Here is a 14,382-nt window from a genome sequence, read left to right as displayed (position 1 = left end):
GTCGATCGGCCCTTTGCTGAAACAACCGGTTTCGTCCCACGGCGGTCTCCACAAGTGACCGTCCGGTTTGATTCGAGAAGGAATGACTCATGACTCAGAAATTCGACGTGGTAGTGATTGGTGCGGGCCCTGGTGGCTACGTAGCGGCCATCAAGGCTGCGCAACTGGGCCTCACTACTGCCTGCATCGAGAAGTACACCGACAAAGAGGGCAAACTGGCCCTGGGCGGTACCTGCCTGAACGTCGGTTGCATTCCATCCAAGGCGCTGCTGGACAGCTCCTGGAAGTTCCACGAAGCGCAAGACGGCTTCAAGATCCACGGTATCAGCCACTCCGGCGTGAGCATGGATGTACCGGCGATGGTCGGTCGCAAGGCCAACATCGTGAAGAACCTGACCAGCGGTGTTGCCACCCTGTTCAAGGCCAACGGCGTGACCTCGATCCAGGGCCACGGCAAGTTGCTGCTGGGCAAGAAAGTCGAAGTGACCAAGCCGGACGGCTCGGTTGAAGTGATCGAAGCCGAAAACGTCATCCTGGCTCCTGGCTCGCGTCCGATCGACATTCCACCGGCTCCGGTCGACCAGAATGTGATCGTCGATTCCACCGGTGCCCTGGAATTCCAGACCGTGCCAAAACGCCTGGGCGTGATCGGCGCTGGCGTGATCGGCCTCGAGCTGGGTTCGGTATGGTCGCGCCTGGGTGCGCAAGTGACCGTACTGGAAGCCCTCGACACCTTCCTGATGGCGGCTGACACTGCAGTTTCCAAGGAAGCGCTGAAAACCCTGACCAAACAGGGCCTGGACATCAAGCTGGGCGCTCGCGTGACCGGTTCGAAGGTCAACGGCGAAGAAGTCGTGGTGACCTACACCGACGCCAACGGCGAACAGACCATCACCTTCGACAAACTGATCGTTGCGGTCGGCCGTCGTCCGGTGACCACCGACCTGCTGGCTGCCGACAGCGGTGTTGAAATCGACGAGCGCGGTTTCATCCAGGTTGATGATTTCTGCGCCACCACCGTACCGGGCGTCTACGCCATCGGTGACGTGGTCCGCGGCATGATGCTGGCGCACAAGGCGTCCGAAGAAGGCATCGTGGTGGTCGAGCGCATCAAGGGTCACAAGGCCCAGATGAACTACGACCTGATCCCTTCGGTTATCTACACCCACCCGGAAATCGCATGGGTCGGTAAAACCGAGCAAGCCTTGAAAGCCGAAGGCGTTGAAGTTAACGTCGGCACCTTCCCGTTCGCCGCCAGTGGCCGTGCCATGGCAGCCAACGATACCGGCGGTTTCGTGAAAGTCATCGCCGATGCCAAGACGGATCGCGTATTGGGCGTTCACGTCATCGGCCCAAGCGCTGCCGAGCTGGTACAGCAAGGCGCGATCGGCATGGAATTCGGCACCAGCGCTGAAGATCTGGGCATGATGGTCTTCTCCCATCCGACCCTGTCCGAAGCCTTGCACGAAGCGGCCCTGGCCGTAAATGGCGGCGCCATCCACGTGGCCAACCGCAAGAAGCGTTAATAAATAATAAGAAACCACGGCGGTTCGGCCCGTCGTGAGCCTTGCGAGCAAGACTCACCGCGGAATGTCCGCTGGACGCAGTCTTGCGTAGCTCGACCGGTTGCCCGGAAGGCTACGCAAGCAGCAGTCACAGGTGGTGCGGCACTGAAACGGTGCAGCACCGAATGCGCAGTACCTAACGAAGACGGTAATAAGCATGAATCTTCACGAGTATCAGGGTAAGCAGCTGTTCGCTGAGTACGGCCTGCCAGTATCCACAGGCTACGCGGTAGACACCCCGGAAGCAGCAGCAGAAGCTTGCGACAAAATCGGCGGCAGCGAGTGGGTTGTCAAAGCCCAGGTTCACGCCGGTGGTCGCGGTAAAGCGGGCGGCGTCAAGCTGGTTCGCAGCAAAGAAGACGCCAAGGCCTTCGCACAGCAGTGGCTGGGCAAGCGTCTGGTAACTTACCAGACTGATGCCAATGGTCAGCCAGTCACCAAGATCCTGGTTGAATCGTGCACTGATATCGCTAAAGAGCTGTACCTGGGCGCTGTCGTTGACCGTTCGAGCCGTCGCATCGTGTTCATGGCTTCCACCGAAGGTGGCGTGGACATCGAGAAAATCGCTCACGATACCCCTGAGAAAATCCTCAAGGCCACCATCGATCCACTGGTTGGCGCTCAGCCATTCCAGGGTCGCGAACTGGCATTCCAGCTGGGTCTGGAAGGCAAGCAGGTCACTCAATTCGCCAAGATCTTCGTAGGTCTGGCCAAGCTGTTCCAGGACCACGACCTGGCACTGCTGGAAGTGAACCCGCTGGTGATCAAGGCCGACGGCGACCTGCACTGCCTCGATGCCAAGATCAACATCGACGCCAACGCCATGTACCGTCAGCCTAAGCTGAAGACTTTCCACGATCCGTCGCAAGACGATCCGCGCGAAGCGCACGCTGCCAAGTTCGAACTGAACTACGTAGCCCTGGAAGGTAACATCGGCTGCATGGTCAACGGTGCCGGCCTGGCCATGGGTACCATGGACATCGTCAACCTGCATGGCGGCAAGCCAGCCAACTTCCTCGACGTGGGCGGTGGTGCTACCAAAGAGCGCGTGACCGAAGCGTTCAAGATCATCCTGTCCGACACCAACGTCGCCGCAGTGCTGGTCAACATCTTCGGCGGCATCGTTCGCTGCGACATGATTGCCGAAGGCATCATCGGCGCCGTGAAAGAAGTTGGCGTGAAAATCCCGGTTGTTGTTCGCCTCGAAGGCAACAACGCTGAGCTGGGCGCTAAAGTACTGGCAGAAAGCGGTTTGAACATCATCGCTGCTACCAGCCTGACCGACGCTGCTCAACAAGTCGTTAAAGCTGCGGAGGGCAAATAATGAGCGTCCTGATCAATAAAGACACCAAGGTTATCTGCCAGGGTATTACCGGTTCGCAAGGTAGTTTCCACACCCAGCAAGCCATCGAATACGGCACCAAGATGGTTGGCGGCGTAACGCCTGGCAAGGGCGGCACCGAGCACCTGGGCCTGCCTGTCTTCAACACCGTCAAGGACGCTGTTGCAGCCACTGGCGCCACCGCCAGCGTGATCTACGTTCCGGCTCCTTTCTGCAAGGATTCCATCCTTGAAGCGGCGTTCGGCGGCATCAAGCTGATCGTGTGCATCACCGAAGGCATCCCGACCATCGACATGCTGGAAGCCAAGGTCAAGTGCGACGAGCTGGGTATCACCCTGATCGGCCCTAACTGCCCAGGCGTGATCACTCCAGGCGAATGCAAGATCGGCATCATGCCAGGTCACATTCACTTGCCAGGCAAGGTCGGTATCGTTTCCCGTTCCGGCACCCTGACCTACGAAGCTGTGAAGCAGACCACTGACGCCGGTTTCGGTCAGTCGACTTGCGTCGGCATCGGCGGTGACCCGATCCCAGGCTCGAACTTCATCGACATCCTGAAGCTGTTCCAGGAAGACCCGAAGACCGAAGCGATCGTCATGATCGGTGAGATCGGCGGTTCGGCTGAAGAAGAAGCGGCTGCCTACATCAAGGCAAACGTGACCAAGCCGGTTGTTTCCTACATCGCAGGTGTGACTGCTCCTCCGGGCAAGCGCATGGGCCATGCTGGCGCAATCATCTCTGGCGGCAAAGGCACTGCAGACGAGAAGTTCGCTGCACTGCAAGACGCAGGCGTGAAAACCGTGCGTTCGCTGGCAGACATCGGCAAGGCCCTGGCCGAGCTGACTGGCTGGGAAATGAAGAAGTAAGCTTCGGCTGACCTTTTCGTTCCAGCAACAAAGGCCACCTTCGGGTGGCCTTTGTCGTTTCTGGTACTTGTGTGGAAGCAGCGTGGAAGCAAGCGTGGAAGCAAGGCTTGCCCGCGATGCATGCGCCTCGTTTTCGCAGGCACCGAGCCGTCTTCGTCGCGGGCAAGCCTTGCTCCCACAGATAAATCCCTCGCCACAGGTCATCCGCTGTCCACCAGGGAGGTTATGGGGGAAAAATAGATATGTAAACGCGACACTGAAACGTCGTGTATCGGATAGTTTGCCCTGTAACAGTGCGTTTGTGCTCCAGATTGGTTAGGCTAGCAGCCATTTTGCGACCGCTGCCCACAAGGAAGCGCCGCGCTAAACGGGTCGGTCCCATACGGATCGGCAGCATTTCCCTCTACCCTCGGGGAAATCCCTCTCTAAATTCCGATTCAGTAGTGTGGTTTCCTTAATGAAAGTGTTGAAAGGCCAGGACATCCTGGCGCTTGGTTTCATGACATTTGCCCTGTTCGTCGGGGCCGGCAACATCATCTTCCCGCCTATCGTCGGTTTGCAGTCCGGGCCTCATGTCTGGATGGCGGCGCTGGGCTTTCTGATCACGGCGGTCGGGCTGCCGGTGGTCACCGTGGTCGCCCTGGCGAAGGTCGGCGGGGCGATGGATGCCTTGAGCAGCCCCATCGGCAAGATCGCCGGCGGTCTGCTGGCCGCGGTCTGCTACCTGGCCGTCGGCCCGCTGTTCGCCACGCCGCGTACCGCCACCGTCTCGTTCGAAGTCGGCCTGGCGCCGCTGACCGGCGAAAGCCCGCTGGCGCTGTTCCTCTACAGCGCGGTGTATTTCCTGGTGGTGTTCTTCATCTCGCTCTACCCGGGTCGGCTGCTGGATACCGTTGGACGGTTCCTCGCGCCGCTGAAGATCATTGCCCTGGCCGTGTTGGGGATCGCAGCGTTTGCCTTGCCCGCCGGTGGTATCGGTGTGGCCACGCCGGAGTATGTCGCGGCACCGTTCTCCCAGGGTTTCATCAACGGCTACCTGACCATGGATACCCTCGGTGCCCTGGTGTTCGGCATCGTCATCGTCAACGCGATCCGCTCCCGAGGCGTCGAATCGCCGGCCTTGATCACCCGTTACGCAATCATTGCCGGGTTGATCGCCGGGCTCGGCCTGGCGCTGGTCTATATCAGCCTGTTCCGCCTGGGTTCGGGCAGCCACGAAGTGGCACTGGGTGCCACCAACGGCGCTGCCGTGCTGCATGCCTACGTGCAACACACCTTCGGCAGCCTGGGCAGCGGTTTCCTCGCCGTACTGATCTCCCTGGCCTGCCTGGTGACCGCGGTGGGCCTGACCTGTGCCTGTGCCGAATACTTCAGTCGCGTCCTGCCGCTGTCCTACAAGACGCTGGTGGTGATCCTGGCGGCGTTTTCGTTGCTGGTGTCCAACCTCGGCCTGACCAAGCTGATCGCCTTCTCGATTCCGGTGCTGACCGCCATCTATCCACCGTGCATCGCCCTGGTGGCCCTGAGCTTCTGCAAGGACTTCTGGCATGAACAGGGGCGCATCGTCGGCCCGGTGATGCTGGTGTCGTTCCTGTTTGGCCTGGTCGACGCGCTCAAGGGAGCAGGGCTGGCAGACTGGATGCCGGCGCAACTGACTCATCTGCCGCTGAGCGAGCAGGGGCTGGCTTGGCTGGTGCCGTCGGTCATGACCCTGGTCGTGGCCGTGGTGTGTGATCGCCTGCTGGGCAAGCGCAGCGAAGCACTGGCTTAAGCATCTACAGCCGTTCTCGCTAACCGAAATGCCCCGTATCAATCGATACGGGGCATTTTTTTATGCAGCGGTGTCTTTTTCCTTGGGCTAACGTCGAAGCAGTGTCCTGCACAAATGAAGTTTTCCTGTGGGAGCGAGCCTGCTTGCGATAGCGGTAAGTCAGCCAATGAATGGATAGCTGATCAACCGCAATCGCGAGCAGGCGCGCTCCCACAGGAGGCGCAGCAACTGCACCATGTTCTTTTTATACAAGGAATTGCATGTCATTCATCCAAGCCAACCTGATCCATCTCCTGGCCGCTGTCTGGTTCATTGTCTGCTGGGGCGGCTATACCCGTTATGCCACGTGGAAGGCCCGTGATACGGCCTGTCTGGCCAGCGTGATGCACCTGTATCGTGAAGACTGGATGCGTCGCATGCTGCTGCGCGAGAACCGTATCGCCGACGCCAGCGTGATCGGTAACCTGGAGCGTAACGCGTCATTCTTTGCCTCCAGCACGTTGATCATCCTGGCCGGCATCCTGACGGTACTCGGCGCATCCGACCGGGCGGTGTCCTTGCTGGCGGACCTGCCGCTGGTGCAGCAGGCTTCCCAGGGCATGGCCGAAGTCAAGCTGCTGTGCCTGGCGTTGGTGTTCGTGTACGCGTTCTTCACGTTCAGCTGGTGCATGCGTCAATACAACTTCGCGGCGGTCCTGGTGGGCTCTGCACCGATGATCGGCGAGCGCCATGTCTCGGAGCAGGAACGCAAGGCCTTTGCACTGCGGGCCGCGCGAGTTATCTCGATGGCCGCCAACCAGTTCAACTTCGGGCTGCGTTCTTATTATTTCGGCATGACCATGTTGGCGTGGTTCGTCAGCCCCTGGTTATTCATGTTGATGAGTGCCGGCGTGGTGTTCGTGCTTTATCAGCGCGAGTTTCATTCCGATGTGCTGGACGTCATGGTCTATACGCCGACGGAAGTACCGGCACCGGAAGTCGTCAAGGACGCGGCATGACAACGGCCGGATAAATCGCAGGCAAAAGAAAACCCGCACTTGGCGGGTTTTCTTTTGCCGCTAAAACCGATCAGTTGGTTTTAGGCGCTGTGGCAGGAACTTGTTCCTGAGCAGCGGCTTTGTTCGCTTCAGCCTGATCTTTGGCGGCTTCGGCGTTTTCTTTCGCCGCGTCGTTCACTTTATCCTGTGCTTTGTTCATGTCCTGCTGAGCTTGCTCAGCATGTTGGTTGGCATCTTGAGCTTTGTCCTCGGATTTCTTATCGCAGGCAGCGAGACCGAGGGAGGCGGCCAACATCAAGGCAATAGCTAAAGTCTTACGCATGGGGTGTTTCTCCTTATGGATATAACTACTGGCCGTTTGAGCAATCCGCCTCGGGTTAAGTTCCTCTTTTGCGACAGATATATAACTTTGCTATGCAATGGAACTTTATGAGTCGCGCCTGTTATCAGGTCCCGTTACTGACAAGAGCATTGAACCCATGGCCGAAGACCCCGTTTTTGAGCGCGCGACGCGTTTTCTGTCCGCACTGAGACATTGCCAGGTACTGGGCCTGAAGTTGCACAGTGCCAGCCATGAAGGCTTGACCCTGGTGCTGCCTTTCAGCCCCCGTATCGTGGGCAACCCGCTTACCGGTGTCCTTCATGGCGGGGCGTTGACGTCATTGATGGACACCGCCTGCGGCATGTCGACCCTTTGTGTCCTGCCGGAGTTCGAGGTCTGTCCGACCCTGGATCTGCGCATCGACTACATGCACGCCGCCGAGCCGAACAAGGATGTCTATGGTTTCGCGCAATGCTATCGGGTGACGCCAGACGTGATTTTCACCCGTGGTTTCGCCTACCAGGACGACCCCGATCACCCCATTGCCCACGTGGTGGGTACGTTCATGCGCCTGGGCCAGCACGCCAGGGGATTCACGAAGGGTGGCCCGAAGGCTGCCAGGAACACGCCATGACCGACATCACCCGAGAGGAACTGCGCCAGGCCTGCGAGCAGGGCGATCATGCGCGGCTGCTCGCCGCGATCCCCTATGCACAGCTCATCGGCGTCGAATGCGTGCGCCAGGGCGATGACCTGCTCTTTCGCCTGCCGGCCAACAAGGACAACATTGGTAACCCTTTACTGCCGGCGATCCATGGCGGCGTCATTGCCGGCTTCATGGAGCTGGCGGCAGCCGTTCATCTGTTGATCGTCACTCGCGCGCCGGGTGTGCCGAAGATCATCGATTTCTCCCTGGATTACCTGCGCGCCGGGAAATTTCGCGACACCTATGCCAGGTGCCAGGTCTGGCGCCAGGGCCGACGGGTGGCCAACGTTGCCATCACTGCCTGGCAAGACGTGGAAGCCGAGCCGATCGCAACCGCGCGGGCGCATTTCAAGATCCAGGAGCCTGCAAAGTCGGACCACCCTTGAAATCCCCATCGTTGCCCCCACCTTGAGGACATCCCGCCGCCATCTCAGCGAGGCGGACACCACCATCCACTTGGAGTTTGATGACCATGAGCGTGGAAACTCAAAAGGAAACCCTGGGCTTCCAGACCGAGGTAAAGCAACTGCTGCACCTGATGATTCACTCGCTGTATTCGAATAAGGAAATTTTCCTTCGCGAGCTGATTTCAAACGCCTCCGACGCTGTCGACAAATTGCGTTTCGAAGCCCTGTCCAAGCCAGAATTGCTGGAAGGCGGCGCTGAACTGAAAATCCGTGTGAGCTTCGACAAGGACGCCAAGACCGTCACCCTCGAAGACAACGGTATCGGCATGAGCCGCGAAGAGGTGATCACGCACCTGGGCACCATCGCCAAGTCCGGCACTGCCGATTTCATGAAAAACCTGTCGGGCGACCAGAAGAAAGATTCCCACTTGATCGGTCAGTTCGGCGTCGGCTTCTATTCCGCGTTCATCGTCGCCGAGCAGGTCGAAGTATTCAGCCGCCGTGCCGGCCTCGCTGCGAGCGAAGGCGTGCATTGGTCGTCCAAGGGCGAGGGCGAGTTCGAAGTCGCCACCGTCGACAAGGCTGATCGCGGCACCCGCATCGTGCTGCACCTCAAGTCCGGTGAGGACGAATTCGCCGATGGCTGGCGCCTGCGCAACATCATCAAGAAGTACTCCGACCATATCGCGTTGCCGATCGAGCTGCCGAAGGAAGTCACCGCCGCTGAAGGCGAAGAAAAGCCAGAAGTGGAATGGGAAACCGTCAACCGCGCCAGCGCCCTGTGGACTCGCCCACGCACCGAGGTGAAGGACGAGGAATACCAGGAGTTCTACAAGCACATCGCCCACGATTACGAGAACCCGCTGAGCTGGAGCCATAACAAGGTCGAAGGCAAGCTGGAATACAACTCGCTGTTGTACGTGCCGGCCCGTGCTCCTTTCGACCTGTACCAGCGTGAAGCGCCACGTGGCTTGAAGCTGTACGTGCAGCGCGTGTTCGTGATGGACCAGGCCGAATCGTTCCTGCCGCTGTACCTGCGTTTCATCAAGGGTGTGGTGGATTCCAACGATCTGTCCCTGAACGTTTCGCGGGAAATCCTGCAGAAAGATCCGATCATCGATTCCATGAAGTCGGCGCTGACCAAGCGTGTCCTGGACATGCTGGAAAAACTGGCGAAGAACGAGCCCGAGCAATACAAGAGCTTCTGGAAGAACTTCGGCCAGGTGATGAAAGAAGGTCCGGCCGAGGACTTCGCCAACAAAGAGAAGATCGCCGGCCTGCTGCGCTTTGCGTCGACCCAGGGTGAAGATGGCGAGCAGATCGTCGGTCTGGCCGATTACCTGGCCCGCGCCAAGGAAGGTCAGGACAAGATCTACTACCTGACCGGTGAAACTTATGCACAGGTCAAGAACAGTCCGCACCTGGAAGTCTTCCGCAAGAAAGGCATCGAAGTGCTGCTGCTGACCGACCGTATCGATGAGTGGCTGATGAGCTACCTCAACGAGTTCGACGGCAAGAGCTTCGTCGACGTGGCCCGTGGCGACCTGGACCTCGGCAACCTGGATTCGGAAGAAGACAAGAAAGCCGCCGAAGAAGTCGCCAAGAGCAAGGAAGGCCTGGTGGAGCGGATCAAGACAGCCCTGGGCGATGCCGTCAGCGAAGTGCGTGTCTCGCACCGCCTGACCGATTCCCCGGCGATCCTGGCCATCGGTGAACAGGACCTCGGCCTGCAAATGCGCCAGATCCTGGAAGCCAGCGGCCAGAAAGTCCCGGACTCCAAGCCGATTTTCGAGTTCAACCCGGCTCACCCGCTGGTGGAAAAACTCGACAACGAGCAGAGCGAAGAGCGCTTCGGCGACCTGTCGCACATCCTGTTCGACCAGGCGGCCCTGGCGGCGGGCGACAGCCTGAAGGACCCGGCGGCCTATGTGCGTCGCCTGAACAAGCTGCTGGTTGAACTGTCAGCTTGATGAGGTAAGGAAAACCCCGCTTCGGCGGGGTTTTCGTTTCTGGTATCCATTAAAAAGGAGACAGTCATGAGTCAGATTACGGTTCGTTCAGTGGTCTATCAGATCGACGGCCAGACCTACGAAAGTCGCCTGGCCTTCGATGCCGCCCAGCAGGGCCCGCGTCCGGGCTTGCTGATGGCGCCGAACTGGATGGGGGTTGGGGCGGGGGCCGAGGACATCGCCAAGTCGGTGGCGGCCAAGGGGTATGTGGTGTTGATCGCCGACCTGTACGGCCAGACCGTGCGCCCTACCAATGCCGATGAGGCGGGGGCGGCGATGATGCCGCTCAAGAATGACCGGGCTCTGTTGCGCAAGCGCATGCAGGCGGCATTCGAACAACTGCAAGGGCAGGGTGAGACGCCGGTCGACGTTGCGAGACTCGCCACGTTCGGCTTCTGCTTCGGCGGTTGCTGTGCCTTGGAACTGGCCCGCGCGGGTGCGCCGCTGAAGGCCGCCATCTCGTTCCATGGCACCCTGGATACGCCGAACCCGGCGGATGCGCAGAACATCAAGGGCTCGGTGCTGGTGATGCACGGCGCGTCAGACCCGCTGGTGCCGAAAGAACAACTGCCGGCCTTCGAAGACGAAATGAACGCCGCCGGGGTCGATTGGCAGCTGCTCAGCTACGGTGGCGCGGTGCATTCGTTCACCGACCCCCACGCCAATGTACCGGGCAAGATGATGTACAACCCCAAGGTGGCCACGCGGGCGTTCCGGTCGATGCATAATTTACTGGATGAAGTGTTTGCGGGCTGAGTTGGGCTTGATCTGATTTTGTTGTTGTCTGGCCTGCCGTCATCGCGAGCAGGCTCGCTCCCACATTGGATGGGTGAACGACGCCCTCCTGTGGGAGCGAGCCTGCTCGCGATGGCGATCTATCAGGCGATACTGAACTCAGGGCAACTCGATCCGCTCACTTTCCCCCGGCACGGTCGGCCAGTCTCCGGCCGCCCAGCGGCGGCGGGCTTCGTCGATCCGGGCCGGATCGCTGGAGACGAAATTCCAGTTCATCCGCCGCGGTCCGTCCAGCGGTGCGCCGCCGAACAGCACGGCATGGCAGTCGCTGCTGGCAAACAGCGTCATCTCTTCACCGACCGGCAGTATTACCAGCGAGTGCGGCTCCAGCGGCTCGCCTTCTAACAGCGCTTCACCGCTCAATACGTACAGTGCCCTTTCTGCATGCTCGGTGGGAATCAGCAGCGTCGTCGCGGTTTGCAGGTTGAGTTCGGCATAGAGCGTAGGAGACAGCACCGGTACTGGCGATTCCAGGCAAAAGCCTGACCCGGCGATCATGCGGATAACGACGCCCAGGTTGTCGCTGACCGGCAGGGTGCGTGCCGGGTGATGGCTGTAATGCCCCGGCCCTTGTTCGTGGGATTGGGGCGAGGCCAGCCAGACTTGCAAGCCGTGCATGACGAAATCGCTGCCCAGTTGCGCGGCCGGCGTGCGCTCGACATGGGCTATGGCGCTGCCAGCGGTCATCCAACTGACATCCCCGGCCTCGACCACCTGGTCCGAGCCCAGGCTGTCCTTGTGTTGGATTTTTCCTTCGAACAGGTAGGTGAGGGTGGAGAGCCCGATGTGGGGATGCTGGCGGATATTCATCCCTTTGCCGGCCGGGTAGGTGGTCTGCAGCATATGGTCGAAAAACACGAAAGGTCCGACGCTGCGGCACTTGGCGGACGGCAGCGGGCGAAGAATCGGCTGGCCTTCGACATCTTCTGCGCGGGGGCGAACGGTCAGGGGCAGGGTCATGGTGTCTCCCGGATTGAACAACGGATGCGGCGAGCATAACCCGCCGTCGCGGTTGGCGGCACGGGCGACTTGAACCCGGGTGGGAAGGGTGGGGTCTATGCTGCTCATGGCCCTTGGAGATGACCCATTGACCCGTCTGATCTTCGCCTGGTTGCTGATCGCTTCGAGCAGTGCCGCCATGGCCCGCGAATATGCCTACAGCGATGCGCACCTGCATTACGTCGATTTCTTTCAGGAAACCGCCGGCATGCCCAAGCTGCTCCAGGCGATGGCTGACAATCGCATCGAGCATGTGATGATTTCAGGTATCCCGGTCGCCAAGAAATGGCACGAGGACGAGCCCAAGCGTCCACGTTATTACGCCGGTGACGATGCGGATGCCTATTGGTACAGCGCCACCGATGGGATTGTCGCGGCGGCGGTGAGCAAGTTGACCACCGAGCAACGCCGGCACTTTCATCCGTTCCTGTCGGGTTTCAACCCCAATGACAAGAACTCCGCCGCCCATGTCCAGCGCATGCTTGATCTGTACCCGGGGTTGTGGCAAGGCATCGGTGAAGTCTTCACCCGTCACGATGACCTCACGGCGCTGACCTCGGGCGACACCCCGCGCGCCAACAACGAAGCCATGACGATGATCTATCACTTGGCGGCCGAGCACGACCTGCCGGTAATGCTGCATTCCAACATCACCTCCAAGCGTGAGAAGAATCCGCTTTACCTGCCAGAAATCGAAGAATCGTTGCGCAGGCACCCGCACACCCGCTTCATCTGGGCCCACGCCGGCACCAGCATGGAGATTCATCGGCATCAGACCCGATTGGATTTCCTGCTGCCAACCCTGACCCGGCTGCTCGAGGCCTACCCCAATCTGTACATAGATCTGTCCTGGAGCCTGCTCACGCCCTATTTGCTCGACGAAGCGGGCACGCCTCGGCCGGAGTGGGTAAGGCTGGTGGAGCGCTTTCCGGAGCGCTTCATGGTGGGGTCGGATGTGGTCGGACGTTTCGGCAAACTGGGGAAGGAGCTGCACGGCTTCGATCCGTTTCTCGATGCCTTGCCCGAAGAGGTAGCGAGAAAGGTTGCGCGGGATAATTTCCTGGCGGTGTTGTGTGGGAGCAAGGCTTGCCCGCGATGAGGTCAACGCGGTCTTGAGCGCTGAGGTGTTTGGATCGCGAGCAAGCTATGCTCCCACAGGCAGCAGCAGGCAAAAAAACGAGAAAGGTTGCGCGGGATAATTTCCTGGCGGTGTTGTGTGGGAGCAAGGCTTGCCCGCGATGAGGTCAATGCGGTCTTGAGCGCTGAGGTGTCTGGATCGCGAGCAAGCTGTGCTCCCACAGGGTAGAAGCAGGCAAAAAAAACGCCCCGAACCGGTCGGGGCGTTTTCGTGTGCGGCGTAGCAGCGGGGCTTACTTGCCCTGCCAGCGCTTCAGTACCAGGGTGGCGTTGGTGCCGCCGAAGCCGAAGCTGTTGCTCATCACGGTGTTGATGGTGGCGTTTTCGCGGGTCTTGGTCAGGATCGGCAGGTCGGCCACTTCCGGGTCCAGCTCGTCGATGTTGGCCGAGCCGGCGATGAAGTTGCCTTCCATCATCAGCATGCAGTAGATCGCTTCGTGAACGCCGGCGGCGCCCAGGGAGTGACCCGACAGGCTCTTGGTAGAGCTGATGGCCGGCGCCTTGTCGCCGAACACTTCACGCACACCTTTCATTTCCGCGACGTCGCCGACCGGAGTCGAAGTGCCGTGGGTGTTCAGGTAGTCGATCGGAGTGTCGACGGTGGACATCGCCATCTGCATGCAGCGGATAGCACCTTCGCCGCTTGGGGCAACCATGTCGTAGCCGTCGGACGTAGCGCCGTAGCCGACGATTTCCGCGTAGATTTTTGCACCGCGGGCCAGGGCATGTTCCAGCTCCTCGACCACCACCATGCCACCGCCACCGGCAATGACGAAACCGTCACGGTCGGCATCGTAGGCGCGGGAGGCTTTTTCCGGCGTGTCGTTGCGCTTGCTGGACAGGGCGCCCATGGCGTCGAACAGGAACGACTGGCTCCAGTGTTCTTCTTCACCGCCGCCGGCGAACACGACGTCCTGCTTACCCATCTGGATCTGTTCCATGGCGGTACCGATGCAGTGGGCACTGGTGGCGCAGGCAGAAGCGATGGAGTAGTTCAGGCCCTTGATCTTGAAAGGTGTGGCCAGGCAGGCGGAAACGGTGCTGCTCATGGTCCGGGTGACGCGATACGGACCGACGCGCTTGACGCCTTTCTCGCGCAGGATGTCCAGCGCTTCCATCTGGTTCAAGGTCGAGGCACCGCCGGAGCCGGCGATCAGGCCGGTGCGCGGGTTGGACACCTGCTCTTCGGTCAGGCCGGAGTCGGCGATGGCGTCCTTCATGGCCAGGTAGGCGTAAGCCGCTGCATGGCCGACAAAACGGTAGATCTTGCGATCGATCAGTTCTTCGAGGTTGAGGTCAATGGAGCCGGAAACCTGGCTACGCAGACCCATTTCGGCGTATTCCGGGTTGAACCGGATGCCAGGGCGACTTGCACGCAGGTTAGCGGAGACGGTCTCTTTGTCATTGCCCAGGCAAGAAACGATGCCAAGACCAGTGATAACGACGCGGCGCATGCGGATAACCC

General features: G+C 60.0%; 12 protein-coding genes and 1 pseudogene. 10 read left to right on the top strand and 3 right to left on the bottom strand.

The window, feature by feature from the left end:
* The first annotated feature begins 89 nt into the window (after positions 1-89).
* The 5 genes and pseudogenes from lpdA to PCOSP_RS21255 all read left to right on the top strand — a co-directional run bounded on the left by lpdA (position 90) and on the right by PCOSP_RS21255 (position 6,556).
* Complete coding sequence (gene lpdA, locus PCOSP_RS21275; RefSeq protein ID WP_175363802.1) at positions 90-1,526, top strand: dihydrolipoyl dehydrogenase; 1,437 nt, start codon at positions 90-92, stop codon at positions 1,524-1,526.
* Between the two features lie 196 nt (positions 1,527-1,722).
* The gene (gene sucC / locus PCOSP_RS21270) at positions 1,723-2,889 is read left to right on the top strand and encodes an ADP-forming succinate--CoA ligase subunit beta (RefSeq protein ID WP_003179235.1); all 1,167 of its coding nucleotides are present in this window, start codon (positions 1,723-1,725) and stop codon (positions 2,887-2,889) included.
* Positions 2,889-3,773: a succinate--CoA ligase subunit alpha gene (gene sucD / locus PCOSP_RS21265; RefSeq protein WP_003179236.1), complete on the top strand. Its 885-nt coding sequence runs from the start codon at positions 2,889-2,891 to the stop codon at positions 3,771-3,773. Before sucC ends, sucD begins: the two co-directional genes overlap by 1 nt.
* 457 nt (positions 3,774-4,230) lie before the next feature.
* Complete coding sequence (gene brnQ / locus PCOSP_RS21260; protein WP_175363801.1) at positions 4,231-5,544, top strand: branched-chain amino acid transport system II carrier protein; 1,314 nt, start codon at positions 4,231-4,233, stop codon at positions 5,542-5,544.
* 260 nt (positions 5,545-5,804) lie between these two features.
* Positions 5,805-6,556: pseudogene (locus tag PCOSP_RS21255) on the top strand (DUF599 domain-containing protein).
* 56 nt (positions 6,557-6,612) lie between these two features.
* Here the strand turns inward: PCOSP_RS21255 and PCOSP_RS21250 are convergent.
* Positions 6,613-6,864 (bottom strand): hypothetical protein, encoded by a 252-nt coding sequence (locus PCOSP_RS21250; RefSeq protein ID WP_464709474.1) that lies wholly within the window; start codon positions 6,862-6,864, stop codon positions 6,613-6,615.
* 157 nt (positions 6,865-7,021) lie between these two features.
* Here PCOSP_RS21250 and PCOSP_RS21245 point away from each other — a divergent pair, with 157 nt between their 5' ends.
* The 4 genes from PCOSP_RS21245 to PCOSP_RS21230 all read left to right on the top strand — a co-directional run bounded on the left by PCOSP_RS21245 (position 7,022) and on the right by PCOSP_RS21230 (position 10,742).
* A complete protein-coding gene (locus tag PCOSP_RS21245) occupies positions 7,022-7,498 on the top strand; it encodes a PaaI family thioesterase (RefSeq protein ID WP_464709473.1) in 477 nt (158 codons plus the stop codon).
* On the top strand, positions 7,495-7,956 hold the full coding sequence (locus tag PCOSP_RS21240) for a PaaI family thioesterase (protein ID WP_464709472.1): 462 nt from the start codon (positions 7,495-7,497) through the stop codon (positions 7,954-7,956). Before PCOSP_RS21245 ends, PCOSP_RS21240 begins: the two co-directional genes overlap by 4 nt.
* Before the next feature lie 86 nt (positions 7,957-8,042).
* Complete coding sequence (gene htpG, locus PCOSP_RS21235) at positions 8,043-9,947, top strand: molecular chaperone HtpG (protein WP_139649046.1); 1,905 nt, start codon at positions 8,043-8,045, stop codon at positions 9,945-9,947.
* Between the two features lie 66 nt (positions 9,948-10,013).
* The gene (locus PCOSP_RS21230; protein ID WP_175363797.1) at positions 10,014-10,742 is read left to right on the top strand and encodes a dienelactone hydrolase family protein; all 729 of its coding nucleotides are present in this window, start codon (positions 10,014-10,016) and stop codon (positions 10,740-10,742) included.
* A 138-nt stretch (positions 10,743-10,880) separates the two neighbouring features.
* Here the strand turns inward: PCOSP_RS21230 and PCOSP_RS21225 are convergent, their stop codons facing one another.
* Positions 10,881-11,741 (bottom strand): pirin family protein, encoded by an 861-nt coding sequence (locus tag PCOSP_RS21225; protein WP_139649124.1) that lies wholly within the window; start codon positions 11,739-11,741, stop codon positions 10,881-10,883.
* 106 nt (positions 11,742-11,847) lie between these two features.
* Between PCOSP_RS21225 and PCOSP_RS21220 the strand changes: the two genes are divergently transcribed.
* On the top strand, positions 11,848-12,879 hold the full coding sequence (locus PCOSP_RS21220) for an amidohydrolase family protein (protein WP_175363803.1): 1,032 nt from the start codon (positions 11,848-11,850) through the stop codon (positions 12,877-12,879).
* 271 nt (positions 12,880-13,150) lie between these two features.
* Here PCOSP_RS21220 and fabB read toward each other — a convergent pair whose 3' ends face one another.
* Positions 13,151-14,371 carry a beta-ketoacyl-ACP synthase I gene (fabB, locus tag PCOSP_RS21215; RefSeq protein WP_139649050.1) on the bottom strand — a complete coding sequence of 407 codons (1,221 nt, stop codon included), beginning with the start codon at positions 14,369-14,371 and terminating at the stop codon, positions 13,151-13,153.
* Between the last annotated feature and the right edge of the window lie 11 nt (positions 14,372-14,382).

It is taken from the genome of Pseudomonas sp. MAFF 730105, from assembly GCF_055380705.1.
This window is presented reverse-complemented; position numbering and strand designations above follow the sequence as displayed.